This window comes from Staphylococcus sp. GDY8P67P, from assembly GCF_017892545.1.
Lineage (GTDB): Bacteria > Bacillota > Bacilli > Staphylococcales > Staphylococcaceae > Staphylococcus > Staphylococcus ureilyticus.
This window is the reverse complement of sequence record NZ_JAESLH010000022.1, coordinates 289,470-315,272: the sequence shown is the minus strand read 5'-3', so window position 1 is coordinate 315,272 and position 25,803 is coordinate 289,470. Positions and strand designations below refer to the sequence as shown.

General features: G+C 31.4%; 29 protein-coding genes and 1 other RNA gene. 4 read left to right on the top strand and 26 right to left on the bottom strand.

The window, feature by feature from the left end:
* Positions 1 to 3: 3 nt before the first annotated feature.
* The 13 genes from KA833_RS09425 to KA833_RS09365 form a co-directional block, all read right to left on the bottom strand.
* Positions 4 to 513, bottom strand: a complete 510-nt coding sequence (locus KA833_RS09425) for a GNAT family N-acetyltransferase (RefSeq protein ID WP_064208958.1) — start codon at positions 511 to 513, stop codon at positions 4 to 6.
* A gap of 15 nt (positions 514 to 528) precedes the next feature.
* The gene (locus KA833_RS09420) at positions 529 to 2,010 is read right to left on the bottom strand and encodes a S41 family peptidase (RefSeq protein ID WP_210128489.1); all 1,482 of its coding nucleotides are present in this window, start codon (positions 2,008 to 2,010) and stop codon (positions 529 to 531) included.
* 158 nt (positions 2,011 to 2,168) lie between these two features.
* Complete coding sequence (locus KA833_RS09415) at positions 2,169 to 2,390, bottom strand: YozE family protein (protein WP_046208266.1); 222 nt, start codon at positions 2,388 to 2,390, stop codon at positions 2,169 to 2,171.
* Positions 2,390 to 2,893 (bottom strand): PTS sugar transporter subunit IIA, encoded by a 504-nt coding sequence (locus tag KA833_RS09410; protein ID WP_046208265.1) that lies wholly within the window; start codon positions 2,891 to 2,893, stop codon positions 2,390 to 2,392. The genes KA833_RS09415 and KA833_RS09410 overlap by 1 nt, the downstream gene beginning before the upstream one ends.
* 14 nt (positions 2,894 to 2,907) lie before the next feature.
* Positions 2,908 to 3,336, bottom strand: a complete 429-nt coding sequence (msrB, locus tag KA833_RS09405) for a peptide-methionine (R)-S-oxide reductase MsrB (RefSeq protein WP_046208264.1) — start codon at positions 3,334 to 3,336, stop codon at positions 2,908 to 2,910.
* Positions 3,329 to 3,856 carry a peptide-methionine (S)-S-oxide reductase MsrA gene (gene msrA, locus KA833_RS09400; protein ID WP_046208263.1) on the bottom strand — a complete coding sequence of 176 codons (528 nt, stop codon included), beginning with the start codon at positions 3,854 to 3,856 and terminating at the stop codon, positions 3,329 to 3,331. Before msrA ends, msrB begins: the two co-directional genes overlap by 8 nt.
* A 129-nt stretch (positions 3,857 to 3,985) precedes the next feature.
* Positions 3,986 to 4,825, bottom strand: a complete 840-nt coding sequence (locus KA833_RS09395) for a DegV family protein (RefSeq protein ID WP_046208262.1) — start codon at positions 4,823 to 4,825, stop codon at positions 3,986 to 3,988.
* Between the two features lie 9 nt (positions 4,826 to 4,834).
* Positions 4,835 to 5,320 (bottom strand): dihydrofolate reductase, encoded by a 486-nt coding sequence (locus KA833_RS09390; RefSeq protein ID WP_046208261.1) that lies wholly within the window; start codon positions 5,318 to 5,320, stop codon positions 4,835 to 4,837.
* Between the two features lie 78 nt (positions 5,321 to 5,398).
* Entirely contained in the window at positions 5,399 to 6,355 is a 957-nt protein-coding gene (locus tag KA833_RS09385) for a thymidylate synthase (protein WP_210128488.1), read from the bottom strand.
* Between the two features lie 364 nt (positions 6,356 to 6,719).
* Positions 6,720 to 7,157 carry a bacilliredoxin BrxA gene (gene brxA / locus KA833_RS09380; RefSeq protein ID WP_046208259.1) on the bottom strand — a complete coding sequence of 146 codons (438 nt, stop codon included), beginning with the start codon at positions 7,155 to 7,157 and terminating at the stop codon, positions 6,720 to 6,722.
* Between the two features lie 35 nt (positions 7,158 to 7,192).
* Positions 7,193 to 8,311 carry a conserved virulence factor C family protein gene (locus KA833_RS09375; protein WP_046208258.1) on the bottom strand — a complete coding sequence of 373 codons (1,119 nt, stop codon included), beginning with the start codon at positions 8,309 to 8,311 and terminating at the stop codon, positions 7,193 to 7,195.
* 19 nt (positions 8,312 to 8,330) lie between these two features.
* Positions 8,331 to 8,588, bottom strand: coding sequence for a NifU N-terminal domain-containing protein (locus KA833_RS09370; RefSeq protein ID WP_046208257.1), 258 nt, complete (start codon positions 8,586 to 8,588; stop codon positions 8,331 to 8,333).
* A 16-nt stretch (positions 8,589 to 8,604) separates the two neighbouring features.
* Positions 8,605 to 8,799: a zinc-finger domain-containing protein gene (locus KA833_RS09365; RefSeq protein WP_046208256.1), complete on the bottom strand. Its 195-nt coding sequence runs from the start codon at positions 8,797 to 8,799 to the stop codon at positions 8,605 to 8,607.
* A gap of 253 nt (positions 8,800 to 9,052) precedes the next feature.
* Here KA833_RS09365 and KA833_RS09360 point away from each other — a divergent pair, with 253 nt between their 5' ends.
* Complete coding sequence (locus KA833_RS09360; RefSeq protein WP_046208255.1) at positions 9,053 to 9,757, top strand: queuosine precursor transporter; 705 nt, start codon at positions 9,053 to 9,055, stop codon at positions 9,755 to 9,757.
* 92 nt (positions 9,758 to 9,849) lie between these two features.
* Here the strand turns inward: KA833_RS09360 and KA833_RS09355 are convergent, their stop codons facing one another.
* A complete protein-coding gene (locus tag KA833_RS09355) occupies positions 9,850 to 10,395 on the bottom strand; it encodes an RBBP9/YdeN family alpha/beta hydrolase (protein WP_225309918.1) in 546 nt (181 codons plus the stop codon).
* Positions 10,396 to 10,565: 170 nt separating this feature from the next.
* Here KA833_RS09355 and KA833_RS09350 point away from each other — a divergent pair, with 170 nt between their 5' ends.
* Positions 10,566 to 10,976: a ribonuclease HI family protein gene (locus KA833_RS09350; RefSeq protein WP_046208253.1), complete on the top strand. Its 411-nt coding sequence runs from the start codon at positions 10,566 to 10,568 to the stop codon at positions 10,974 to 10,976.
* A 281-nt stretch (positions 10,977 to 11,257) separates the two neighbouring features.
* Here the strand turns inward: KA833_RS09350 and KA833_RS09345 are convergent, their stop codons facing one another.
* From KA833_RS09345 to KA833_RS09305, 9 genes are all read right to left on the bottom strand, one after another.
* On the bottom strand, positions 11,258 to 12,139 hold the full coding sequence (locus tag KA833_RS09345) for a 5'-3' exonuclease (protein ID WP_210128487.1): 882 nt from the start codon (positions 12,137 to 12,139) through the stop codon (positions 11,258 to 11,260).
* Positions 12,140 to 12,154: 15 nt separating this feature from the next.
* Positions 12,155 to 15,601 carry a dynamin family protein gene (locus tag KA833_RS09340; protein WP_210128486.1) on the bottom strand — a complete coding sequence of 1,149 codons (3,447 nt, stop codon included), beginning with the start codon at positions 15,599 to 15,601 and terminating at the stop codon, positions 12,155 to 12,157.
* 231 nt (positions 15,602 to 15,832) lie between these two features.
* The gene (locus KA833_RS09335; protein WP_210128485.1) at positions 15,833 to 16,468 is read right to left on the bottom strand and encodes an SDR family oxidoreductase; all 636 of its coding nucleotides are present in this window, start codon (positions 16,466 to 16,468) and stop codon (positions 15,833 to 15,835) included.
* A gap of 246 nt (positions 16,469 to 16,714) precedes the next feature.
* Positions 16,715 to 17,620, bottom strand: a complete 906-nt coding sequence (rarD, locus tag KA833_RS09330; protein ID WP_046208249.1) for an EamA family transporter RarD — start codon at positions 17,618 to 17,620, stop codon at positions 16,715 to 16,717.
* Positions 17,621 to 17,652: 32 nt separating this feature from the next.
* Positions 17,653 to 18,786, bottom strand: a complete 1,134-nt coding sequence (locus KA833_RS09325; RefSeq protein WP_064208950.1) for a THUMP domain-containing class I SAM-dependent RNA methyltransferase — start codon at positions 18,784 to 18,786, stop codon at positions 17,653 to 17,655.
* Between the two features lie 162 nt (positions 18,787 to 18,948).
* Positions 18,949 to 19,322, bottom strand: an RNA gene (rnpB, locus tag KA833_RS09320) — RNase P RNA component class B.
* Positions 19,323 to 19,458: 136 nt separating this feature from the next.
* Positions 19,459 to 19,809: a cell division regulator GpsB gene (gpsB, locus tag KA833_RS09315; RefSeq protein ID WP_046208247.1), complete on the bottom strand. Its 351-nt coding sequence runs from the start codon at positions 19,807 to 19,809 to the stop codon at positions 19,459 to 19,461.
* A gap of 12 nt (positions 19,810 to 19,821) precedes the next feature.
* Positions 19,822 to 20,388 (bottom strand): SLOG family protein, encoded by a 567-nt coding sequence (locus tag KA833_RS09310; RefSeq protein WP_070038186.1) that lies wholly within the window; start codon positions 20,386 to 20,388, stop codon positions 19,822 to 19,824.
* On the bottom strand, positions 20,385 to 20,723 hold the full coding sequence (locus KA833_RS09305) for a DUF1798 family protein (RefSeq protein ID WP_064208949.1): 339 nt from the start codon (positions 20,721 to 20,723) through the stop codon (positions 20,385 to 20,387). Before KA833_RS09305 ends, KA833_RS09310 begins: the two co-directional genes overlap by 4 nt.
* Positions 20,724 to 20,973: 250 nt before the next feature.
* On the opposite strand from KA833_RS09305, the gene recU reads away from it, so the two are divergent.
* Positions 20,974 to 21,600: a Holliday junction resolvase RecU gene (gene recU, locus KA833_RS09300; protein WP_046208244.1), complete on the top strand. Its 627-nt coding sequence runs from the start codon at positions 20,974 to 20,976 to the stop codon at positions 21,598 to 21,600.
* The gene (locus tag KA833_RS09295) at positions 21,597 to 23,804 is read left to right on the top strand and encodes a transglycosylase domain-containing protein (protein ID WP_192945981.1); all 2,208 of its coding nucleotides are present in this window, start codon (positions 21,597 to 21,599) and stop codon (positions 23,802 to 23,804) included. The genes recU and KA833_RS09295 overlap by 4 nt, the downstream gene beginning before the upstream one ends.
* Positions 23,805 to 24,049: 245 nt before the next feature.
* Here KA833_RS09295 and KA833_RS09290 read toward each other — a convergent pair whose 3' ends face one another.
* From KA833_RS09290 to KA833_RS09280, 3 genes are read right to left on the bottom strand one after another with little or no spacing between them, the layout of a single operon-like run.
* Entirely contained in the window at positions 24,050 to 24,385 is a 336-nt protein-coding gene (locus tag KA833_RS09290) for a YpoC family protein (RefSeq protein WP_064208947.1), read from the bottom strand.
* Between the two features lie 5 nt (positions 24,386 to 24,390).
* Complete coding sequence (gene nth / locus KA833_RS09285) at positions 24,391 to 25,050, bottom strand: endonuclease III (RefSeq protein WP_073342060.1); 660 nt, start codon at positions 25,048 to 25,050, stop codon at positions 24,391 to 24,393.
* On the bottom strand, positions 25,040 to 25,714 hold the full coding sequence (locus KA833_RS09280) for a DnaD domain-containing protein (RefSeq protein ID WP_371090942.1): 675 nt from the start codon (positions 25,712 to 25,714) through the stop codon (positions 25,040 to 25,042). Before KA833_RS09280 ends, nth begins: the two co-directional genes overlap by 11 nt.
* Positions 25,715 to 25,803 lie beyond the last annotated feature (89 nt).

Genomic DNA, 25,803 nt, shown 5'->3' with positions numbered 1-25,803 from the left:
CCTCTATTCTTCTAATTTTTTATAATAGGCATAGAATGGTTCTCCTTTATCGAAAGGAGGATAATCAATATTTACTTCACCTAATTTGATAAAGCCAAATTTTTGGAATAATCCTTGAGCACGTTTATTCAATGCAAAAGTGTCAGTTAACATTACATGTACATTATCTCGTAAAGCAAGGTTAACAGCAAAATCAAATAATTTTGTAGCAGCACCTTTATATTCTGATGAGGCTGCCAATCTATGAATAACGTATGCATTTTTTCTATCAATTGGCCATGCCAGTTCATCATACCACTCAGATTGTTGCTGGTCGACAACTATAAAGGCAAAAATTGTATCTTTTTCTTCTAAAACAAACAATGAATCTTTACTAATATCTTCTTTGAAATGTGATTTTAATGGATATTGTTCATCCCATTGGTTGTTGTTTTCTTGTTGCATTATTGACTTTGCTTCTTCTACAATCGTTAAAATAGTTGGTAAATCTTCTACGGTACCTAATCTTATCATGCGAGGTTCACCTCTTTATTTTAATTTGTTTAATAGGGTTTGTAATACAGTATCTTCTTTATTTGCTTTATTAACTAAAGCTTGTGTGAATTTATCATTGGTTTGTTTGTTGAATTTTCCATTAACTGTTAAATTATTATCTTTTTGGAATGATTTAATAGCATCTTCTAATTCCTTATCAAAGCGTTTAGATTTATTATTAGACTGATAGTTTAATGCAGATAGACCCACTTTAATTGTTTTAACATGTTTGTCTTCATCACCCAACTGGTATGTCTGTGTATTAGGTATGACGCTTAAAGATTGATATTCAGGTTCATTAATTTTTGTATCAGGATTAATGCCTTTCCCATGAATATAACGAGATTTTGGAGTCAACCATTTCATATTCGTAAATTTTAATAGAGAACCATCATCAAATTCATGTGTGGTTTGTACTATACCTTTACCAAAAGTTTTTGAACCGTAAACTTTAGCTTTATTATAATCCATCATAGCACCAGTGAATACTTCTGACGCGCTGGCCGAACCTTTATTCACTAAAATTGAAACATCCATATCCTTAGCTTCTTTGCTTGCATCGTTTGATGTTTTTATTTGTTCTTTTTGATCGCCTTTTTCAAGTTGAACTGCGGTTTTTCCTTTATCCACGAAAATATTTACCATTTTCACAGCTTCATCAAGCAATCCACCAGGATTATTACGTAAATCTAGAACAATTTTTCGAATTCCATCTTTATGAGCTTTAATAATTAAAGATTTTAATTCACTAGAAGTACTACTTTGAAATTTATTTATTGTAAACACACCAGTATTACCATGTTTTTCATATTCAACACTCTTAACATGTATTTTATCCCTTTTAATAGTGATGTCGTGTTCTTGGTTCGCTCTTTCAATTGTTAATGTAACTTTTGAACCTTGTTTTCCACGCACTTTTTTGACTATAGCTTCAAGTGGTTGGCCTTTAATAGACTTACCATTCACCTTAGTCACTACATCTTTAGGTTGAATGCCAGCTTTTTCTGCAGGAGAGTTTTTCATAGGGCTTGTAATTTGAATTTTTTCTCCCTTTTTTTGCATTTCTGCACCAATACCCACAAAATCACCTGAGACATCCTCGTTAAACGATTTAGATTCTTTTTTAGTCATATATTCCGAATATGGATCATCTAAATCTTTTACCATTCCCTTAATTGCAGATTCCGATATTTTTTCTGAATCTGTATTTTTATAATATTCCTTATTTAAAATACTATAGACATCTTCAACCTTTTTCATTTCTGTTCTTTGTTTTCCATCTAACCCACTTGTCCAGTTCATGACTGCTATGGTTGCAAAAACTGTTAAAACTGCTGTTATAAGCACAATACTTATGATTGTTAAAATGAAATTTTTCCGTTTAAAGCTCATATTTTTAGTGGAATATTTGTTATTAGCATCGTTATTTTTAGTTTCTTCGTGGTTTTCATTTTGCATGTCTGATCTTTCCGACATTTTATCACTTCCTAAATATATGTATAATTCAAATCGAAATTTTATTGATTTGAAAATAAAAGTAGCTGGGATTGAATCATTAAAGATTAATCCCAGCTCTCTATGATACTTTATTATTTTAATATACTTTACTATATTCTCTCAAATATAAACTAAGACTAAAATTTTAACCATTCAGTATATTCATCATATAAACTATCAAAAACAGACATTGAAACGGTATAACTTCCTTGCATTTCAATGTAATCTGATAGAGCATGAAAATCTTTTTCCTGTCGTGGAAAAGACAAATCATCAAAAATTTCTTCAGCTAATTCGCCTTTTTCGTCTTTTCGACCACGTGCTGTTAATGCAAATTGATAAAATGAATGATCTTTCATTAGTTCATTGTCACATCAATAATTTTAGTTTCACCTTTAGTTACTGATGTTATATCGTCGGCAATTGCCACAGATGACGTGTTATCTGAGTTTGTAACAATTATTGGAGAAATAACTGATTTAGCATTTTCTTTTATATAATCTAAATCAAAACGTAATAATGGGTCTCCCACACTAACAGTATCGCCACTTTCGACTAATACTTCGAAACCTTCTCCGTCAAGTTGTACTGTATCTAAACCAATATGAACAAGTAGTTCAAGTTCATTATCAGCTTGTAAACCAATTGCATGTTTTGTTGGGAAGATATTATCTACTTTACCATTGATTGGAGAAACAACTTCACCATCAGTTGGATTTACTCCAAATCCTTCTCCCATCATTTTTTGCGCAAACACTGGATCTGGGATATCTTCTATTTTCACATATTCTCCAGTAATAGGTGCATATACACTCGTTTCTTTGTCGACTTCTTTACCTTTACCAAATAATTTTTTAAACATGTCTTGTTCGCTCCTTATTTTTCAAAATGTGGTATTAAATCTCCGTAACCTAATTCTTCCAGTTTTTCAAATGGTATAAATTGCACAGCAGCTGAGTTAATACAATATCTTAAACCGCCACTTTCAGTTGGACCATCATTGAAAACATGTCCTAAATGGCTGTTCGCATCTTCAGAGCGTACTTCTGTGCGCACCATACCAAATGTTTTGTCAACGAGCTCTATGATTTCATCATCATCTAAAGCTTTTGAGAAACTAGGCCAACCACAGTCTGATTCAAATTTTTCTTCTGAGGTAAATAAAGGTTTACCAGAAATTTTATCAACATAAACCCCTTTTTCAAAATGATTCCAATATTCATTTTGGAAAGGAGGCTCTGTTCCATCTTCTTGAGTTACCAAGTATTCCATTTCTGTTAAATCATTTTTATTTTTCTTAATCATATTGTTTCCCCCAATGTTTTTCTATAAAACTTTTTCTGCCAGAACCACGTTGATATTGCTCATAATGCAATGGATTCTTTTTATAGTAATCTTGATGATAGGATTCAGCAGGATAAAAGTTTTTGTATGGTTTTATGGGTGTAATTACGGGTTTATTAAATATTGCCTGCTCATTTAACTCTTGAATTTTTGCTTCTGCAGCTTTTTTTTGTGCTTCATTATGATAAAAAATAGCTGGTTGATAATGTTCGCCTCTATCAAAAAATTGACCGCCATTATCAGTTGGATCAAATGTTTTAAAATAAACATCTAAAATGTTCTCGAAGGAAGTAATTTCAGAGTTATATGTGATTTGTACTGCTTCTACATGGCCGGTTTGTCCATGACTAACATCTTCATAAGAAGGGTTTTCAACATGTCCACCACTATAGCCAGAAACAACATTTTCAATGCCCGGATAAGAGGTGAACGGTTTTACCAAACACCAGAAACAACCCCCAGCTAATGTCGCATATGCCATGGTATACCTCCTTTTTTATTATCTTGTCATTAAGTTATCATTATTTTCAGTGATAAGCTATTAAATTGTTTTGAAAATTTAACAAATGAAAGAATAATTAAAACGAACCTTAATTTATTATAAATTAGTTTATGATTTTAAAACAACTAGACCTATTGCGCCTTCTCCAGTGTGTGTTGATATTATAGGTGTTGTAACATTTGTATCATATTCAGTGATATTAAATTCTTCGGTAAAATGCTTTTTAATTTTATCCACAAATTCTAAAATATTAGCGTGTGCGATACCGATAGATTTAATTTTTTTATCTCCTAAAAACGTACTGATTTCTTTTTTTAGAAATTGAATACTACCATTTTGAGTACGAGAATTATGAATGAGTTCAATTTTACCATCGTCAAGCGTCCCAATTGGCTTGATTTTCATCATATTACCAATTAATCCTTTCGTTTTACTGATTCTACCACCTTTGATTAATTGATTTAATTGGCCAATAACAACATATAATTTTATATTACTTTGTAAGTCAGTTATTTTTGAAACAATTTCTTCTGATGAAAAACCTTGGTTATTCCAATCTACAACATGTTGGACTTGATATCCTAATCCAAATGAAATAGATTTTGAATCTATGACAGTTACCGTACTATCTGTCATTTGACTTGCTTGAAGTGCGGTTTGATAAGTACCGCTAAGCCCTGATGTCATGTGGATACTAATGATTTCAGAACCATCTTTGCCTAATTCATCATATAACTCAATAAAATTACCGATAGCTGGTTGACTCGTTTTTACATCAGCATTTTCTTCTAATTTTTTTATATATGCTTCAGAGGAAATGTCGACTTGATCTACATACGACTTACCATCAATAGTTAAATTAAGTGGGATGACATGTATATCATTATCTTTTAAATAAGCATGAGATAAATCTGATGTTGAATCAGTTACAATTTTCATTTTCATTATTCTTTCCTCCTATGTTGTATCTTTACGAACTAAATGTAGAAATGTATGTGGAATCGTATTTTTTTCATCTAATGTTCCCGGAATAGAAGATTCTACTTCCCATTCTTCAAATGTATAAGGTGGAAAGAATGTATCTCCATTATATTTATCTTCAATTACTGTAATATACATATCATCGACTTTATCAATCATTTCTTCAAATAATGTTTGTCCACCAAAAATGAACACATGGCCTGGCAAATTATATATTTCGTCAATTGAATGGATAACATCTACACCGTCATGTGCGAATGATTTATTTCTTGTTAATACTACGTTTTTTCTATTAGGAAGCGGCTTTCCTATAGAATCAAATGTTGCACGGCCCATAACAAGTGTATTGCCAGTGGATAGTTTTTTTACATGCTTTAAATCATTTGGTAAATGCCATGGTAGTTGATTATTTACCCCAATAACACGTTGCTGATCGTGAGCAACAAGTATAGAAAGTGTCATAATTTCCCTCCTAATAGTAATATAATATTATCAGTAAATATATTAAATCATTATTAATACTAATCATTTTTTAAAATTTTATACAGCTATTGGTGCTTTAATTGCTGGATGTGATTCATAATTTACTATTTCTAAATCTTCATAGTTAATGTCGAAAATAGAGTTATCTGAATTTATTTTAAGTTGTGGTGGCGCATAGCTTGTACGAGACAACTGTGTTTCAATAGCTTCCATATGATTTGTATAAATATGAGCATCGCCGAATGTGTGCATAAATTCACCCACCTCTAAACCACATTCTTTAGCAATTAAATGTGTCAGCAAACTGTAACTAGCAATGTTAAATGGTACACCTAAAAAGATATCTGCACTTCTTTGGTATAATTGGCAACTTAATTTCCCATCTTGGACATAAAACTGAAACATTGTGTGACAAGGTGGTAATGCCATAGTATCGATTTCAGTTGGATTCCAAGCTGAGACAATATGGCGTCTTGAATTCGGATGATGTTTAATTTGTTCGATAACAGTTTTTAACTGATCAAAATGATTGCCATTTTTATCTTCCCAATCACGCCATTGTTTGCCATAAACATTTCCTAAATCACCATATTTTTTAGCAAAAGACGCATCATTTAAAATTAGCTCTTTAAATTTACGCATTTCCGCTTTATATTTTTTATTAAATGCCTCATCGGTTTGGGCTCTATGACCAAAGTTTGTCATGTCTGGACCTTTATAATCAACTGAGTTAATATAATTTTCAAACGCCCATTCATTCCATATATTATTATTATATTGGAGTAAATATTTAATATTTGTATCGCCTTTGATAAACCATAGTAATTCAGTTGCAATCAATTTAAATGATACTTTTTTGGTAGTTAGCAATGGGAATCCTTTTGACAAATCAAACCTTAATTGATGTCCGAATTTTGAAATAGTACCTGTATTTGTACGGTCTTCTTTTTGCTTTCCTATTTCTAATATTTCGTTACAAAGATCATGATAGGATTGATCAAATGTATTTAGCATGACGAACACACTCCTTTCAACAGTAAAGTTATTTATAGTTAATCATATTTTAAAATACCAATAATTTAAAGAAATAACCACTAGTAAAGTGAAAATATGAGTGGAATTTGAGAATAAAATATGTATTCAGTTTATGCCTTAATAATATTGGCTGGTTGTTCTAATGATTATGATAAATAATTAGAAGTATTATAAACTTTTTAAATAGTTATAATCAATAAAAGGATGACCTAGAAACTACTCAAAAAACAGTAAAAATATGCTCATTAAATTAATGCATGATAAGTATTAAGGATGTTGTACTTGTTATTAAAGCAATTTAAGGCTGAGACACTTATTTATATCTCAGCCTTGGTCTTATTGATTAATCACAATAATCATCAAATATGTCTTTAATATCCATACAAATATCTTGTATATCTCTACCTTCTATATGTTCTCTTGGCATAAAATGTTTTAATTCTTTTCCTTTAAACAATGCATACGATGGACTGGACGGTACTTGTTGAATAAAAGCGCGCATTTCTTCGGTTGCTTCTTTATCTTGACCGGCAAAAACAGTCACTTTATTTGTTGGTTTTTTTTCATTTTGTTCTGCAACAGTAACTGCAGCAGGTCTTGCCAATCCAGCAGCACAACCACAAGTTGAATTAATCACGACAAAAGTTGTTTCATCTTCAGATACATTATTCATAAAGTTATCAACATCAACAGCAGTTTCTAAACTGTTAAAGTCGTGATTTGTGAGTTCGCTGCGCATTTGTGTTGCGAGTTCATTCATATATGCTTCATAAGCATTCATTTATAACACTCCTATTTCATTTAATGATAGTTTCTTTAGCTATTATTTCGATTTGCAATTTGCTTCCAAACGGAACCTAATGCCTCATCGCCATTTTCAATTCTTGTTATAGCCATTTCGATTTGCAGCTTCACTTCATAGGCTGAATCGTCAGCATGTTCACGAAGTGAATTTAACTGCTCTGGCCCACCTTCATCAAAAATAAACATTGCTGCTCTCCATCTGACTATTTTATGTGGATCGTCTAATGCTTTTTCCATTTCTGGTAATGCTTGTTTGAAACCTAAATCGCTTAAACAATCACCAGCAGTTCTTCTTACTGCAGGGCTTTTATCGTTTAAGCCTTTATAGAGGTATGGGAGTACGATTTCATCTTCAATCATTCCAAGGAGTATAATTGCTTCACGTCTTAATGGTGTTTTCTGTTCATCACTCACGACCTCACCGAGCAACGGTAAATCTTCAATTGTAGGTGTTGGGAATGATTTTAGCATTCTTAATCGTTCTTTCCAACTTTCAGTTGCTTGATATGCTTCCAATGTTACATGTCGGTATTTAGTTTCAGGAATTGTAACGTTGGATGCTAAAGCTTCTTCAACTCGTTTTTGCAATTGATCTTTAGGATAGATTGCCGTTATTTCTTCAACGACGTCTTCCATTACCTCTGAGAGTTCGCCATAGCGTATTCCAAAATCTTCCCATTTACGTTGGAACACAACATTATCATCATCTTTCTGTGCAGCTAACATGCTATCAACATATATTTCAGGTAATTGTTTACGTTGTTCTTCTGAACTTGTCGTTAGTTTAATTTGATAAGGAATACCTTTGAATGTCAAAACCTCTGCTTTTACTTCACCAAAATGTTCATCTGGTTGTGCTTCGGAAGTTATTTCTTGTTCATCATTGAGTGTTGCTGTTACTTTTGGTAAAACATCTTCCCAATCAAATTTTGGTTTTTTATCTACAGCCAAAAAATCCATTACATGAAATATAGATTTAACACCATCAATTGCTAAAACATCATTGATAAAATCAGGTTGCCCTTCTGCGACTGATGAATAAGTATTAGACTGGTTATCTTCTCTTTTTTCACTTAGTACAATTTTCATTGTATTTGGACTTGGTGTAGGTTCAACACGTACTATTTCCATTAAGGCACCCTCCTTATGTTTATATTTCTTCTAGAGCTTTTGTGATGTTTGGTAAAAGTGTATCCCAATCTACTTCTGAATTTTTATCTACAGAAATAAAATTCATTGCTTGAAATATAGATTTAACACCTTCTACATCTAGTACTGCATTGATGAAGTCAGGTTGTCCCTCTTTAACTTTTGTATATGTGTTAGGTTTGTTATCCCCACTATCTATGTTTAAATCAATTTTCATCGTATTTGGATTTGGTGTCGTAGCTATATTTATTATTTCCATAATCGTATGCTCCTTTTTATTGTAATTCATTGCCAATTTGCTTAATTTGTTTTCCGACAGAACATTCATTAATACAAAAATGATGTGCTTGTGTTTTGCCGTTTGTCTTTTTTATATGACGTTTCAATAAACACGCTTTACAATATGTGTTCATTAATTGGTCTATGGCATCAATTGCCTCTTTTTCAGAATAGGTTAGAATACGTTTCACGCTCCTGTACTTCTAAAAATGAATTATAAGTACCCAACTAGTTAATTTATTATAAGATTTGAGACTTGTTGATATTATATCATTTGTAACAACGATTGTTTAATCATTAATATGAAATATAACATTAGTATAAATATTTAAAAAATCAGTTGAAGTTTGAACTTGCTTTTTTAATATTTTCTAGTAAAATAATGTAGTTGTTTATTTTGCGGTTTCTAAACACCCGCATTATCAAAATTTAGGAGGAATAAAATTGTTTAATGAAATATTTGGCGTTATTACTTTTTTAGTAACATTCATATTATTAGTTACTATGTATCGTTTGTTTGGTAAACATGGTTTGATTGCATGGATTGCTATTGGCACCATTATAGCTAATATCCAAGTTATTAAAACAATCGATATTTTTACTATTTCAGCAACCCTGGGAAATGTTATGTTTGCATCTATCTATTTAGCAACTGATATTTTAAATGATATTTACGGACGCAAAATAGCTAAACGTGCAGTTTGGTTAGGTTTTTGTTCGACATTGGTGATGATTATCGTGATGCAATTTTCGCTTCATTTCACGCCTTCGCCGGTAGACAATACACAAAAAGCATTAGAATCTATTTTTAATATTGTTCCAAGGATTGCTTTAGGTTCGGTTATAGCATACATTATTGGACAACATTTAGATGTTTTACTTTTCTCATTAATCAAAAAAGTGTTTAGTTCAGATAGAACATTTATTATAAGAGCTTATGGTAGTACTATTTTAAGTAATATCGTGGATACTGCGTTATTTGTCATCATTGCTTTTTTAGGTGCAATGCCAAATGAAGCGGTATTTGAAATCTTTATTACAACATATTTATTAAAAATTGTTTCTACTATCTTTAATGTTCCTTTTGGTTATTGGGCAAAATCAATGTACCGAAAAGGCAAAATACAAAAATTAGATGAAGGTTATTAATGACATGTTTTAATATAACTGAGGAAAAGCCCGTAAATGATTAACAGATAAGTTCATTTACGGGCTTATTTATTTCTGGTGATTTAATATAATTATAATATTTCAATTATCTTTTCTTTTAAGAACTTGAATGTGTGATACCCTTCAGTTTCTAAAAAGTGGCCGTTATGATTTATATAATGTGTATTGACATTTAATTGTTTTGATAATCTATCTGTCGCGTCTATATTCACTACTGGATCATTTAAAGCACCAATTGTAATAATGTGTTGCGCGCATAATTTATCGAGTTTTATACGTGTGTTATCTATATATTGATTTAATTCGGGTATGTTCGATAACTTTTCGTTAAAACCTGAAACTAGAAAAAGGCCTTTTATTTTTGAATGAGGCTTAACAGAAGTTAAATAATGTAATATTGATATGACTCCCAAACTATGTGCAACGATAATAGTTTCTGAATTCAATTTACTTTGAATAATATCATCTATTGCTTGACACCATGAATCAAGTTCAGGATGATCAGAATTTGGTAAGTGTATAATTTCAACATTATAACCATATGCCTCTATTTGTGAGGCTAACCATTGAAACCAATGGCTTTTTGTACTAGCTTGATAGCCATGTATAATAAACATATTTTTCAATTAGATCATCCTTTATTAAATTAATGTTGTGCTTTTTTAACGACGGTAATAGCTTACGTTATATTGATGTATTTTTCCAAGAAAAATGCATCTACATGATTATACTTATTTATGTTCTTTTGATAATATAAAATTAACTTATTAAATTTGAAGGTGAATTTATGGCGAAAATATATTTTGATGCTGCTACAGCAGGCAATCCTGGTCAAAGCGCATGTTCTATCGTTATCATTACTGAGCAAGAACGATTGCATTATGACTGTGATTTAGGAATCTTAGACAATCATAGTGCAGAATGGGCAGCTTTCGTATTTGCATTGGAATGTGCAAAACACCACGGGATTACTACAGCACTCGTATACACTGATTCGAAATTAATAGAAGATAGTATGAACAAAGGACAAGTAAAAAATAAGCAGTTTATAAATTACTTGCTTAAAATAAAATCATTAGAGTCATATTTTGATTTATTGTTTGTTAAATGGGTTCCAAGGAATCAAAATAAAGAAGCAAATCATCATGCCAAAAATGCCTTATATAAAATTACTAAAACAAGAGCAAAAAAGCGTTAAATCAAAACAGTATCTTAACAATTCAAAGTCAGTAGGATATTTGAAAACTTATTATGACGAAAATCAGAAATAGTCCCTTTCTATAGTGAGAAACTTTTAATAGATGATTCTAAACACATTTTTTGAATTTAAACCTTTATTTTAAAATATATGAGTGTGACTACAGGATAGAAGGATATCATGTTTATCTCGTTAAACATGTACGATGAAAAGGATTAGACAATAATTATAAAGGACTCGTACGTATTTATTTGAATACGTATGAGCCCTTTATTTTTTATTTAACTAAAATGTCTAGCTAAGTATTTTCCTGATACATAGAGTTCATGTTCTTTACAAATATTTAGTATTTCAGCTAATTCCGTCCCAAACTTCATGTCGTTTAATAAATCAGAAGTATTAATAGGTACTTCTGTATGAATTTTAGCTAGTGATTTAGAAAGTTTCAAATTGTATAAATTATCTTCTATTTTATGTCTTTGACCAGGTGTCAATTCGTTTAAAGCGTCAATCACTGCTTCAACAGAACCATGATTTTGAATAAGTTTTATAGCAGTTTTTTCACCAATCCCTTTAACACCAGGATAACCATCAGCACTATCTCCCATAAATGCTTTAACATCTATTAATTGTAGCGGATTTAATCCATATTCATTTTGAAATCTGTCTAATGTATAGCGGTTGTATAAGTTAAATCCTTTTTTAGTTAACCAAATTTCAACATTAGGATTAATACATTGTAGAATATCTTTGTCACCAGTGATTACAAAAATTTGATTTTGTTGTGAATATTGATGTGCCAAAGTGCCTATTACATCATCTGCTTCATAATTTTGGACACCAATATTTACAAATCCAAATTGGTTTGATATTTCTTTAACATAATCAAATTGTGGTATCAATTCTTCTGGTGGTGCGGGTCGATTTTGTTTATATCCGTCAAACATTTCATTTCGAAATGTAGATTTACCCATATCCCAACACACAGCCACATGTGAAGGTTGTATTTCGTTTATCGCAGTAAATACATGACGAACAAACCCTTGAACACCGTTTGTAGGAATACCTGATGAATTTCTCATGAATTGTTTGTGTAGGCTAGTTGCGTAAAAATGACGAAACAGCAGAGCCATACCGTCTATTAATAATATCTTTTTGGACATCGTAAGTACCTCTTTCTAAATTAACAACTGAGCTTTTAATTCGCTATTTGTTTCTTGGAGTTGTTTTATTAAAGAATGATCCATTTCAAATGCTAAGAGTTGTTTAATTTGTGTGTGTATATCTTTTTCATACTGATTGAATTTTATTTCTGCATCATTATTCAAATTATTCACGATTTCAATTAATGCTTTTCTTAATTCAGCTATACAAGGTTTAAGTTGTACGAGCGTGTTTTGAGTTATTGTGGTTTGAACTTCATTTTGCATTTTTGGCTGCAAGATGTTCTTTTTCGTTAATGATTTAGGCAAAGCGGAAAGCATTTGACTTAAATCAATTTTTAAATAAGGATCGTCTAGTTCTATATTACTCTTATTAAATTCAGGTTCAATGAAAATGTGTAATTGCTCTAATTTTTGTTTTAAAGGAGCAATTTCTTCATGTATTTGTTGAATGAAATACTTTTTAACACGTTCCACTAGTAAGGATTGTTCTAAATACAATCTTTGATGAATTTGATCTAAGTATTGCTTTGTGGAATGACGTTTTGCTTCGTTAAAGTTGTTGCTCTGTGTCATTTGCCCATTATAAATTGATTTAACTTCATCTAACAACTGAATTTTCAAACGTTCATTGAGGTGATAAATTTGATCTTCAACTTCATTTGAAGCACGCTGCACGGCAATTTGTAATATATTATTATTCAGTAATATTTGATTATGATACTGCTCGAGTTTGTTTTTACGTTGCTTAATTTTAGATTGATTATGCTGTGCGTCTTCTATCATTTGGTCAAATGCTTCTGAAATATTGGTTAATTGTTTCGTCATTTGTTGTTGCATTATATCTTTAGACTCAACTTGAGTAAAATAGTTTATACTATTTTTTAGTTTATCAATTCCTAAGTCTCCTGTTTTTAAAGCTTCTCGACTCGAAACTGCAAAAATGTCCGAATTCATATTTACTTGGTTAAGTGCATCACTTACATAGTTTATGACTGCATTTAAGTCTTCTTCAGTTTCAGCTAAATCAGTTGCATTTATGACCATTTTAAATGCTTGATTTTCACTTAATTGGTTCATTTCTTTCATATGTTCTATAAAGCGTTTGTCATTATCTGTGAATGAATGATTAAAATAACTTACATAAAGTATTAAATCTGAAGAAGTTAAAATCTTTTCTGTTTCATTTGTATGACGTTGATTATTGGAATGTAACCCAAGTGAATCTACGATAACTTTATCTTTCAACCAATCGATAGGTAATTTCAAATGAACTGTATTTACAAAGGTTGCATATTCGTCTTCTGCACTCCATTTTTTTATTTCATCCCGTGCAATGGTATGTGTTAAACCTTGTTCTAGCATTTCTTGATACATCGCATAATGTTTCTCAATCGCATTGATAAATGCTAATTTGTTTTTTTCTAAAGATGCTGTTAGTTTTTTTGTGTTTTGATTTAAAAATGCCTCAATTGAATCAAAAGTTTTATTTTCCAATTCAAATAATTGGTTTAACTCTTCTAAGATTTGCTCAGGTGATTTAAGTGTGATTTGACTTTCTTCACCGTATGTCAGTTCTGTCATTGCTGCTGTTGTAGGATTTGGTGAACTAACAAGATATGCATCGCCTAGTAGTGCGTTGATTAAACTACTTTTTCCAGCACTGAACGTCCCGAAAACACCTATTTTAATGATTTTATGATCTAGGCGTTTCAGTGTATCGTTGATATCTTGTTTTGTTTGTTCGAATAATGGAATATCTTTTATCAAGTTTAATGAATTTTTTATATCTTGAATTGAAGTATCCGTTGTTTTTGTTTTAGTGGTATTAGAACGATTCTGTTTTTGAACTTCTGAATGCTCTGGTTTAGCTTGATATGTGATTTCTTCTCTATCTATTAATTTATCTAGTGAATCATCAATATGAATGTAGTAGTGTCTATAATTTTGTGTTTCAAGTGATTCTCTTAGATTACGCAACTCCATAAATTTAACATAATCATTGTAATCTTCTACTTCTTCTGTGCCAATGTCGTTTGCTTGAGAATGGCTGATTGCTTTCTCAAATAATGGTTCAGTTTCTTTAATAATAAATTGTTTAATAGATTTCATTAAGTCATCTGAAAATGTTAAAACATATTGATTACTAATAGATATTTGCATTTGATACAAATCATCTATGAGATTTGGAGGCATTTGATAGTGTTGGTTTAAAATCGCATCATTTACTTCGGATGAGTTAATAAATCGCGTTAAAAATGACATATCTTCTCTCAAAGGTTGGCGTATTTCTTGATTTACTTTTTCTTGTAATTGCTCAAGTAATTCTTGAAGTCTAATTTGTTGCGTTTCTAATGTTTTTTTCTTTTTATTGAATATGCCGCCTACTTTAAAGTCTTTAGTTTTGCTCTCTAAATAAGTTCTTATTTTTTCTCTAGTATCGTGCGTCATAACATATGCATTGTCGAGAATCGCTTTACGCTTTTGTTTTAAGAAATCATACAATTGATCAGGGTTATTAAGTAACTTCGCTTCTTCACTTACTTGTTGATGTTGTTGAAAGTTTAAATATGCTTGGTCAAAGTCTTCTTCAAATATATCTAGCTCATTTAGAATCGTTTGAATTTCATGTTGTATAAAAGATAGTTGTTCGTCTGTAATAAAATTCACAGTACGCTCCACATAATCCGCCATTGATTCTCTATGTTGATCTTTATCGATGAGATAATCTGAAAGTGCTTGAATTTGGTTGTGTTCATGTTCAAATTTAGAAACATAAAATATTTGATCTAATTTGATTTCCCATTCAGCAATTGATTTTTCAACGCGTTGTTTAAATGTGTCGAATGGAATTTCCGATTCATGATGTTTATCTATTTGGTTGATAACAAAAACGACCGGAACACCAGCATAGTTCAGCTGTTTCATAAATTGAAAATTCATTGCAGATTGAACATGGTTATAGTCTACTGTGTAAAATAAAACATTACTTGTATACATAAATTCTTCAGTACTAGATTGGTGTGTTGATACATTTGAATCAACGCCTGGTGTATCTTGAAGTGTGAACCCTTTATTAAATTTATCAGAAGGAAATTTAATTTCTACAGATTCAACGTCAATATTTTCACGATTCATTTGTTTAACTTCATCGTAGTTTGTTAATAAAGTATATTTTTGGTTGTTCAAATTAGCTATAATACCTGGTTCATCTGATACAGAGACAATTGCTGTGTTACTGGTTGTGGGCACTGGTGAACTTGGTAGTATGCTTTCTTCTAGTAGCATATTGATAAGTGTGGATTTGCCTGCTGAAAAATGGCCGACAAAAGTAGCAGTATACTGTTCTAAAAATATTTTTTTAATGACTTGATTTATAATATGAATCAATCTATGATTGTTTGATTTTTCAACCTCTTTTTTTAATTTATATAGTATATCGAGTTGCTTCGTTTTAGACATGTTATGTATCCCCTTTATTACTTATATGTAATTAATTTCTATTGTATAACAAATTAATGTGCGTCTAAAGTAAGTTAGCAAAATTAAATTGTATTTAGCAATGTTTTATAAGTAGAAATGTAAAAAGTATTTTCCACTTATTGAATGTGACTTAATTTAAAATTAAAAATACCACCTTAACTGGTGGTATTCGCAATCATTAATAAATTAGTCGATTTTACAATTTTATTTTTATTTCCATCTTGGTTTATTAAAATCAGTATTAGGTTTGTTAATACCAATGTTTTCTTTTAAATACAGTTCAGGGTTTTTGGCAATTTGGACTGCAACAGCAGCAACACTTTTTCTGGAAACTTCTGTTCCCTTAAATAATTCATTTTTATGACTAATCTCATAATCAATTTCGTTAATATCTGATAACCATGCAGGTCTTAAAATAGTATAATCGAGGTTTGAACTTTCAATGATATCAGCTGCTTGTTTATAAATAGGTAAGTGATTATGGATTTGTTTATTTACCCATTCACCAAATTTACGTGGTACCTCATTGTAAATACCAAGAGCCGCTACAAATATTAAACGATCAACGTGATTTTGTTCCATAGCTTTAACAATAGTACTTGCTTCTTTATCTAATTCACCAGAAAGGCTAGCAAATACAATATCTACATCTTCCATTGCACTGTTAACATCCTCGAAGTTTGTAGCATCTCCTTCACGTACACGGATGCGATCTGATGCATAATCAGGTAATCTGTTAGCGTCTCTTAAAAATAATCTCAGCGTATATGAGGTGTTTTCTAAAAAAGAATTAATAGCTGCTTTAGAAATAGCTCCATTTGCCCCTAATATTAATACTCTCGTCATATAATCACTCCATTATAATATATGATTAAAAATAATAGTGTATATAATAAATTTTCGATTGGTTCACTTTTTATCTAATTTTACAATACTACAAATGCATAATTTATACTAATGATATATTTGCGACATTGAATATAATAAAATGACCGATTTGATATGTAAACATGTTTTGAACAATTTCAAAACATAATAAAAATCGTAAAGATAACTTATATAAAGTTACCTTTACGGAATTGAAAATATCGTTTAGTGAATAACAGGGTTATTATTCTTTTTAATTTTTACATATTGTGAAATACTATAAATTACAATGCCAACCCAAATAAAAATAAATGTAATAAATTGATCGATGCTAAAAGGTTCTTTGAATAAGAAAATACCTAATACAAACATAATTGTCGGTCCGATATATTGTATAAAACCAGTCAGTGATAGCGGAATTCTACGGGCGCCAGCTGAGAATAGTATAAGTGGAATTGCCGTTACAGCTCCTGAGAAGATTAACCAGAAAGATGAGGTATTATAGCCAAACGTTAAACTACCTTGTTGCCATATGTACCATAGGTATATAATGCCTGCTGGTGCAGTAACAATGCATTCTATTGTAATACTACTGATTGCATCAATCGGTACGATTTTTTTAATCAATCCGTAAATACCAAATGAACATGCTAGTAGTAACGAAATACTAGGGAATACACCGACTCTTATAGTCATATACAAAACACCGATAACTGCAAATCCAATGGCAATCCATTCTAATTTATTAAATCGCTCTTTAAGAAAAATTAACGCTAATAGAATACTTACGAGTGGATTAATGTAGTAGCCTAAACTGGATTGCAATACGTGGCCATTCGTAACAGCCCATATAAAAGTGCCCCAATTAATTGTTATTACATAACCAGCAGCTATGATAGCAATGAGTTGTATAGGATTTGCTATGAGCTGTTGTAAATCACGTTTAAATGGTGCTGTATTGTTAGTGACGACTACCACTATTAACATAAATATCATTGAAAGTATAATTCTAAAAGCTAATATTTCAAAAGCACCAATATCTTCTATTAAATCCCAATATATAGGTAAAATCCCCCATAAAATATATGCACCAAAAGCAAAAAATATGCCTTTTTTAAACTCGTTATTCATTTGTCACACCTCTTTCTGATTGCTCATGCAGTCTATTTTTTAGGTTTTTTACTCCCCCAGTACTGATAGTAAGTACACTCTATATAACCATTAAATAACTTTCGTCTTTTGGTTGCTTTTTGATTAACTAAAAATTCAAATTCATTGTTACTTGTTAAAATATAAGTTGATAAGTAAGGATGCTCCTGCATTAATTGGCCGATATAACGATACATTTCTTCCACTTCTGCTCTATCGCCAATGCGTTCACCATAAGGTGGATTGCCAATCAATGCAACTGGTTCTGCCGACTCAATTGATAAAGTGTTAACATCTTGAACTTTAAAGTTAATAATGTCTGATAAGCCAACCTCTTCAGCATTTCTACGTGCAATTTCTATCATTTCTGGGTCAATATCTGATGCATATATCTTTAAAGGTCTATCATAATTAGCTTGTTGATCAGCTTCATCTCTCAATTCATCGTATAATCTATCAGGCATAATATCCCATGTTTCTGAAACGAAATCTCGATTAAAACCGGGTGCAATATTTTGAGCAATTAAACATGCCTCAATCGCAATCGTTCCAGAACCACAAAATGGATCAATCAATGGTGTATCACCTGTCCAATTTGCTAATTTAATTAAACTAGCAGCAAGTGTTTCCTTTATAGGTGCTTCACCTTGAGCTAGTCTATAACCACGTTTGTTAAGTCCTGATCCAGAAGTATCTATTGTCAGTAGTGCTTTATCCTTTAATAGAGATACTTCCACTGGATATTTAGCTCCCGATTCATCTAGCCACCCTTTTTCTTTATAAGCAGATTTTAAACGCTCTACTATTGCTTTTTTAACGATTGCTTGGCAATCTGGCACACTATACAAAGTAGATTTTACACTACGACCTTGTACTGGAAAGTTTCCTTCTTTTTCGATGATTGTTTCCCAAGGGAGTTCTTTTGTCTTTTCAAATAATTCATCAAATGTTGTTGCATTAAATTGTCCAACAACAATCTTTATTCTATCAGCAGTTCTTAACCATAAATTACATTTAACTATTGCTGCTTCATCACCTTCGAAAAAGATTTTGCCGTTTTCTACTGTTGTTGTATAACCAAGTTCTTGAATTTCCTTAGAAACAACTGCTTCTAACCCCATTGGACACACAGCTAATAATTGATACATTGTTTTGCTCCTTTTTTAAGTAGATTTAATTTTATTTTATCAAAAGTTATTTTAAATAGATATGACCTTACTTCTGTTCTGGATTATATTAAGGCTTTATGTTAAATTTAAACATTAAAAAAGCTCTCCTAATTGGGAGAGCTTGGGGTCTAGTAATGATGTTTCTATAAGCCATGTTTTGTACCTTTGTACTGCCAACGTGTACTAGTTACACTCGTACGCTGGTGGTAACCATCTGTCTACATACTTTTAAAGTATGCCTTATTTATACGTTGAATTCCGTTAAATAAGTGCTCCTACCTAATTTGGATTGCTCACTCGAGGGGTTTACCGCGTTCCACCTTTTATATTTCTATAAAAGCTACGTCACTGTGGCACTTTCAAACTATTTTAACCGTATCTAAAGACTTAGGTTATTTCGTTGCCGTCAACTTAATGCCTTGACTTATTGTTTCATCAAGCACGAACACTACAATCATCTCAGATTGTGTGAGCATGGACTTTCCTCTATATCGCTATAGCGATTACCCAAAACACCATCTTTAAGAGTATATCATTTTTCAAAGATCAGAACAAATAAAAATAAGATAAGTTTTGAGAAAAACAAAACTTATCTTTATGTACGCAATTATAACTACTTGGACATCGCATTTGTTATGATTGCTTGTTTTATTATTTACCAAAAACTGCTTTTTCTAAGTTTGAAATTCTTTTTAGTATATCGACGTTGTTATTATTAGTAGCATTGCTTGCAGCATTCCCATTTGCTGAAAAGTTTTTGTTTTCTTGTGGTCTTGAAGTAGCCACACGCAATCTCAATTCTTCTAGTTCTTTTTTTAGTTTATTGTTTTCTTCGGAAAGTTTAACAACTTCATTATCTAAATCTGCCATCTTTTGATAATCTGCTATGATGTCGTCTAAGAAAGCATCCACTTCTTCCCTTCTATAACCACGTGTCATAGTTTTTTCAAAATCTTTTTCATAGATATCTTTAGCTGATAGTTTTAATGAAACATCTGACATATTTTTTCCACCTCATTCGAAACTTTGTTCTTGAGACCACTGTAAATCGTTGATAAATTCTGTTAATTCATCAAACGAAACAATGTCACAAGTATAATTTGTTTTTTCCATAAAATCAACTAACATTTGCTTAAAGTATTTTGGACTAGCTTCTTGTTCTTCATCATATATTAGTAATGTTTGATCTGTATGGTCGAGCATAAATTGATCTGTTTGTTTAAATTGGTGTGGTCCCACATATGATGTATGAAATACACTATCTACAAAATCAGCATGCTGTACAATGTGATTATATTTTGCTTGATTCTGTTCATTCCATCTATCTGTGTGGCCATAAAATGGTGTAACGACACCAAGTTTAAGATCAGGATACGTTTCTTTTAAATCAATTACTACTTCAGCAGTCCATAATTCTATACCCATCTTTCCTTGTATTAATACCCATTCAAGTCCTTCTTCAATCAATGATTTTAATTTATGTGCTATAAATTTTTTTAAATATGAAACTTCAGGTGCGTCATCTTTAAAGATATTAAGTTCAAATGACTTGTAGCCAGTCACATAAATTGTCTTTATCATAATTTAGCATCACTTCTTTGTATATAACTTAAATCGTATTGTACTGCCTTGACTTTTTCAGTAAATAATTTCCGGCTAGTCCTTTTAAAATGACATTCAACGGACAGTGATTCAATATTTGAAATAAGTAAATCAAATTTTTTCTTATTCATATAGGATAATCTTAGTATTTTAGGTTCGAAGGTGCTAAACGTTTCTAACAGATTATCTATGTAACTCGTAAATGGAACAACATCTTTGTAAAAGTCATAATCTATATCTTTCGATTTGACTGTTTCGTATCTATTTTGCATCTTTTGTACATCATTTAAGAGTTGGGTAATTAATTGTTGCATGAAGTTTCCTCCTACATATTAAATTTACCATAAATGAATTTGATAGTCATTTGAGAAACAATGAACTTACATTTATGTTATATTATAGGCTTATTTATAGGGAAATATTGTTTAATTGAGAAAAGCACGTTAAAATAAATATTGATGTATGTACAGATACATTGCTTTATATTTCATAGTTTGGAAAAAATGACTGTTTTCATGTATAATGGAAAAAGTTTTTGAAACCAAATTAAAGTGGTGAAAAACAATGAATTATCCAAATGGGAAACCATTTTACGGAAATAAGTCTCAAGTCGGACGAACTTATAAGGATGATAAGAGTAAAATAAATTATGGTGGCAGAGGTATGTCACTTGAGAGCGATATTGAATTATCTAATACGCACTATTTGAAACTTGGGCAAGCTGTTATACATAAAAAGCCCACCCCTGTTCAAATAGTTAATGTTCATTATCCTATGAGAAGTAAGGCGGTAATTAATGAGGCTTATTTCCGAACGCCTTCGACTACTGATTACAATGGTATTTATAAAGGGCACTATTTAGATTTTGAAGCGAAAGAAACTAAAAATAAAACTTCATTTCCATTGAATAATATGCATGAGCACCAAGTGATACACATGGATGCTTGTTATGATCAAGGAGGTATTGTTTTTTTATTAATTCGCTTTAAATTATTAGATGAAGTTTATTTATTGCCTTATTGCAAATTTAAATATTATTGGCATCGGTACAAAAAAGAAATTAAAAAGTCGATTACGGTTGAAGAAATTAGAAAAAATGGTTACTATATTCCTTATCAGTATCAACCAAGATTGAATTACCTCAAAGCAGTTGATAAGTTGATATTAGATGAAAGTGAGGACCGCGTATGACGGAGAAAAAAAGGACTTCTGATTCAAAAAAGAATGATAAGTCCGGAGAAAAAAAGAATAGGAATATAAAAAGAACGATTATTAAGATAATCGGATTTCTCATCATAGCCTTCATTGTTCTAGCATTAATTGGTATTTTGTTATTTGCATATTATGCTTGGAAAGCACCAGCATTTACAGAATCAAAATTACAAGATCCAATTCCTGCTAAAATATATGATAAAGATGGCGATTTGATTAAAACGATTGATAATGGGCAAAGACGTGAACATGTTGATTTAGATGAAGTACCTAAAAACATGAAAGCAGCTGTCTTGGCTACAGAAGATAATCGTTTCTATGACCATGGTGCACTTGACTATAAACGTTTGTTTGGTGCAGTGGCTAAAAACTTTACGGGAGGATTTGGTTCACAAGGTGCATCGACATTGACTCAACAGGTAGTTAAACGTTCATTCTTAACGGATCAAAAATCAATTGCCCGTAAAGCACAAGAAGCTTACCTATCATATAGACTTGAACAAGAATATAGTAAAGATGAAATATTTGAGATGTATTTAAATAAAATTTACTATTCTGACAGTGTTTATGGTGTGAAGGCTGCAGCTAAATATTATTTTGATAAAGATTTAAAAGATTTAAATTTAGCTGAATCGGCTTATCTTGCTGGTTTACCACAAGTTCCGAATACTTATAATATCTATGATCATCCAAAAGAAGCAGAATCACGTAAAGATACTGTTTTATACTTAATGGAATATCATAATCGTATTACTAAGAAGCAAAAAGAAGAAGCACAAAATACATCATTAGAAGATAATTTAGTAAAACGTGATTCGGAAGAACGTCAAGTTAGTGATAAAAGTTCAAATCCTGAATACGATTCTTATGTTAACTTCGTAAAATCTGAATTAATGAATAATAAAGCATTCAAAGGTAAAGATTTAGGAGAAGTTCTTAACAGTGGTGTTAAAATCTACACAAATATGGACAAAGACGTACAACAAACACTTCAAGATCGTGTAGATAATGGTGGTTACTATAAAAACGAAGACCAACAAGTTGGTGCTTCTATCGTAGACAGTGAATCTGGCGGATTAGTGGCAATATCAGGCGGTAGAAACTATAAAGATATTGTTGATAGAAACTTAGCTACAGATGCACACCCTACTGGTTCATCATTAAAACCATTCTTAGCTTATGGCCCTGCTATAGAAAATATGAATTGGGCTACGAACCATGCAATTCAGGATGAAGAAGCATATCAAGTAGATGGTGTTACCTTTAGAAACTATGATACTAAAGGTCACGGCGAGGTTAAATTGTATGACGCTTTACGTCAAAGTTTCAACATTCCAGCATTAAAAGCATGGCAGTCTTCAAAAGAGAACGCTGGAAATGACGCACCAAAAGATTTCGCAAATAAAGTAGGTTTGGAATATGAAGGAGATATTGGACCTTCTGAAGTATTAGGTGGTTCATCATCAGAATTCTCACCTACTCAATTAGCATCTGCTTTTGCATCAATTGCAAATGGTGGCGAATATAATAATGCGCATTCTATTAAAAAAGTAGAAAAAGAAGATGGGGAAACAATTAATTACGATCACACAAGTAAGAAAGCAATGAAAGATTCCACTTCTTATATGCTTGCAGAAGTACTTAAAGGTACATTTGAAGCATATGGTTCTGCATATGGCCACGGTATATCTGGTGTAAATGTTGCAGCCAAAACTGGTACAGGTACTTATGGTGATCAAACTTATCAACAATATGGTTTACCTGACGATGCTGCAAAAGATGTATGGATGAATGGTTTCACGCCAAAATACAGCATGTCTGTGTGGATGGGCTTCAAAGAAGTTAAACAAGGCGGCGTAAATTCATTTGTTGGTCATGACGAACAAGAATATCCGCAATATTTATTCGAGGATGTAATGAGTAATATCTCACCAAGAGACGGCAAGGACTTTAGTAAACCTGACTCAGTAAATGGTGATAGTAAAGACAGCCTATCTGTTGCAGGACATCCTGATGACAACACAACAAGTAATAAGCCTCGAGGACAAGGTGGAAGCAGCAGTAGTAGTAATAATAATAGCGGTGGTAGCAATAATAACAACAACAATAACAATAATGCATCATCAGCTAACTCGAACAGTAATAATGCAAATAATTCTACTGGCTTATCAAGAGCACAATAGTGTCCAAATAAATTTTTGAACAAGTAACTAAGTGCTTAATAAACACTTGATTATCATTATTCTTTACTAACAAATAAACGCCAATTTCTATTGAAATATTATAGAAATTGGCGTTTTCTTTATTTTATAGAGTTTTCGTAACTAATTGAAGATTGATGGCTTTGTATGAGTGAGCAACTGACTATCAAGTATTGATCTTCTACTCATGCATAAGTCCCACTAACCCAACAAGTTGGGAAGTGGTTTTAAGGATTACCTTTGTTTTTTCTACGTATTTGATAGGATGCATTCATTTTTATTAATTCTGATTTGACTGTCTTCATTTGACTGTAACCCATAAAATGGTATTTACGGGCAAGCATATATTGATAACGCTCTTTAAAATTCATTGGTACAACTGGATAATCGTTTAATTGTTCAAAATCAATCGTATGAATGTGATTGATTTGTTTAAAAAAAGACTCAATCATATCAAAGTATTTATCAATTAATACCTTGGCTTCAGAAGAATTTAATTTCTTCTGTTTAGAAAATAAATCTATTTGTTCTTCTAATTGTTTAAACGCTTCTTTTGAAATCAATTGTGTCACACTTCTTTCAAACTGGCTTTATATCTTTTTTGTCCTTCTCTACATTCATTAAATAAGGGGCATATATCACATTTAGGGCTACGTGCTAAACAGTGATAGCGTCCGAAGAAAATAAGTTGATGATGTGTTTTATTCCAACGTTCTCTTGGTACGACTTTACACAATTTATCTTCTACTTGTCTAACATTATCTTTCCACCTACAAATGCCTAAACGTTTAGCTACACGTTCTACATGAGTATCTACTGCAAGTGAAGGCTCATTAAAAGCAACACTCATCACTACGTTTGCTGTTTTACGCCCCACTCCAGCTAGACTTTCAAGTTCGGCATGTGTTTGCGGAATCACCCCGTCGAATTTATTTAGTAATGACGCACATAATTTTTGAATGTTTTTAGCTTTATTTCTGTATAAACCAATGGTACGCAGATCATTTTCTAATTCTGATATATCTACATTTAGATAGTCTTCAGGTGTTTTGTATTTTTTGAAAAGGTCTCTAGTGAGTTTATTTACAGAAACATCTGTAGTTTGTGCTGATAATAGTACCGCAATTGTTAGTTCAAATGGGTTGTCATGTACGAGTTCACATTCAGCGTTTGGGAACATATTAGCAATAACATCGATCATTTCTAAAGCTTTTTTATTACTTATCATCTTGATTCTCCTCATTTAGCCAATCAAATTTAGGCACTTTTTTAACAGTGTGTTTCATTTTAGGTTGGTTAAACTGTTGACTTATTTTTTTGGAATCCTCAATGGTTTTTACATTATTTTTTTTCCAATTTAATAAAATTCGATCAATGTATTTAAAACTCATTTTGTTCTGACTTTGCGCTTCATCCAATGCTGCTTGAATCACACTTAAGTCGTGTTTATCTATGTCTAACCATTGGTTTAATGTTTCGATTTCATACGGTGATAATGGTCTACCAAAAGCTTGCTCAATCTGTTGGAAAAGTTTATTGAATTCAAGTTCAACTTGTTTTTGGTTACTATTATTATTAACGTGTTGCATAATATCATTTAGTTTATGATAGAACTGATCGAGATTCATATATTCAGTGAATTTACCTTCTTCGTCTTTGTTAACATTTAACTCTAATAAATCACGTTGAATAAGATTTTGTATAATAGCAGTAATTTCTCTAGAATCTAGTGATGTGCCTTTTTGTAAAGATTCAATGGATGGTTGTTTATTGGTCGTTTCCGACGCGTAAATTAATTTTATTAAGATAACTAATTCACGCTCATTGATACCTAATTCATTATAATGATCTAGTAATTCTTTGCGAATTACAACAGGTCTAGTTTTAAGCATATCGATATTCAAAAGCACCCCTCCTTATCGTGTGTAAATATTATAAAAAAGTCCAGCCGTAAAATAGACTGGACGTAGTTTAGGTAGTT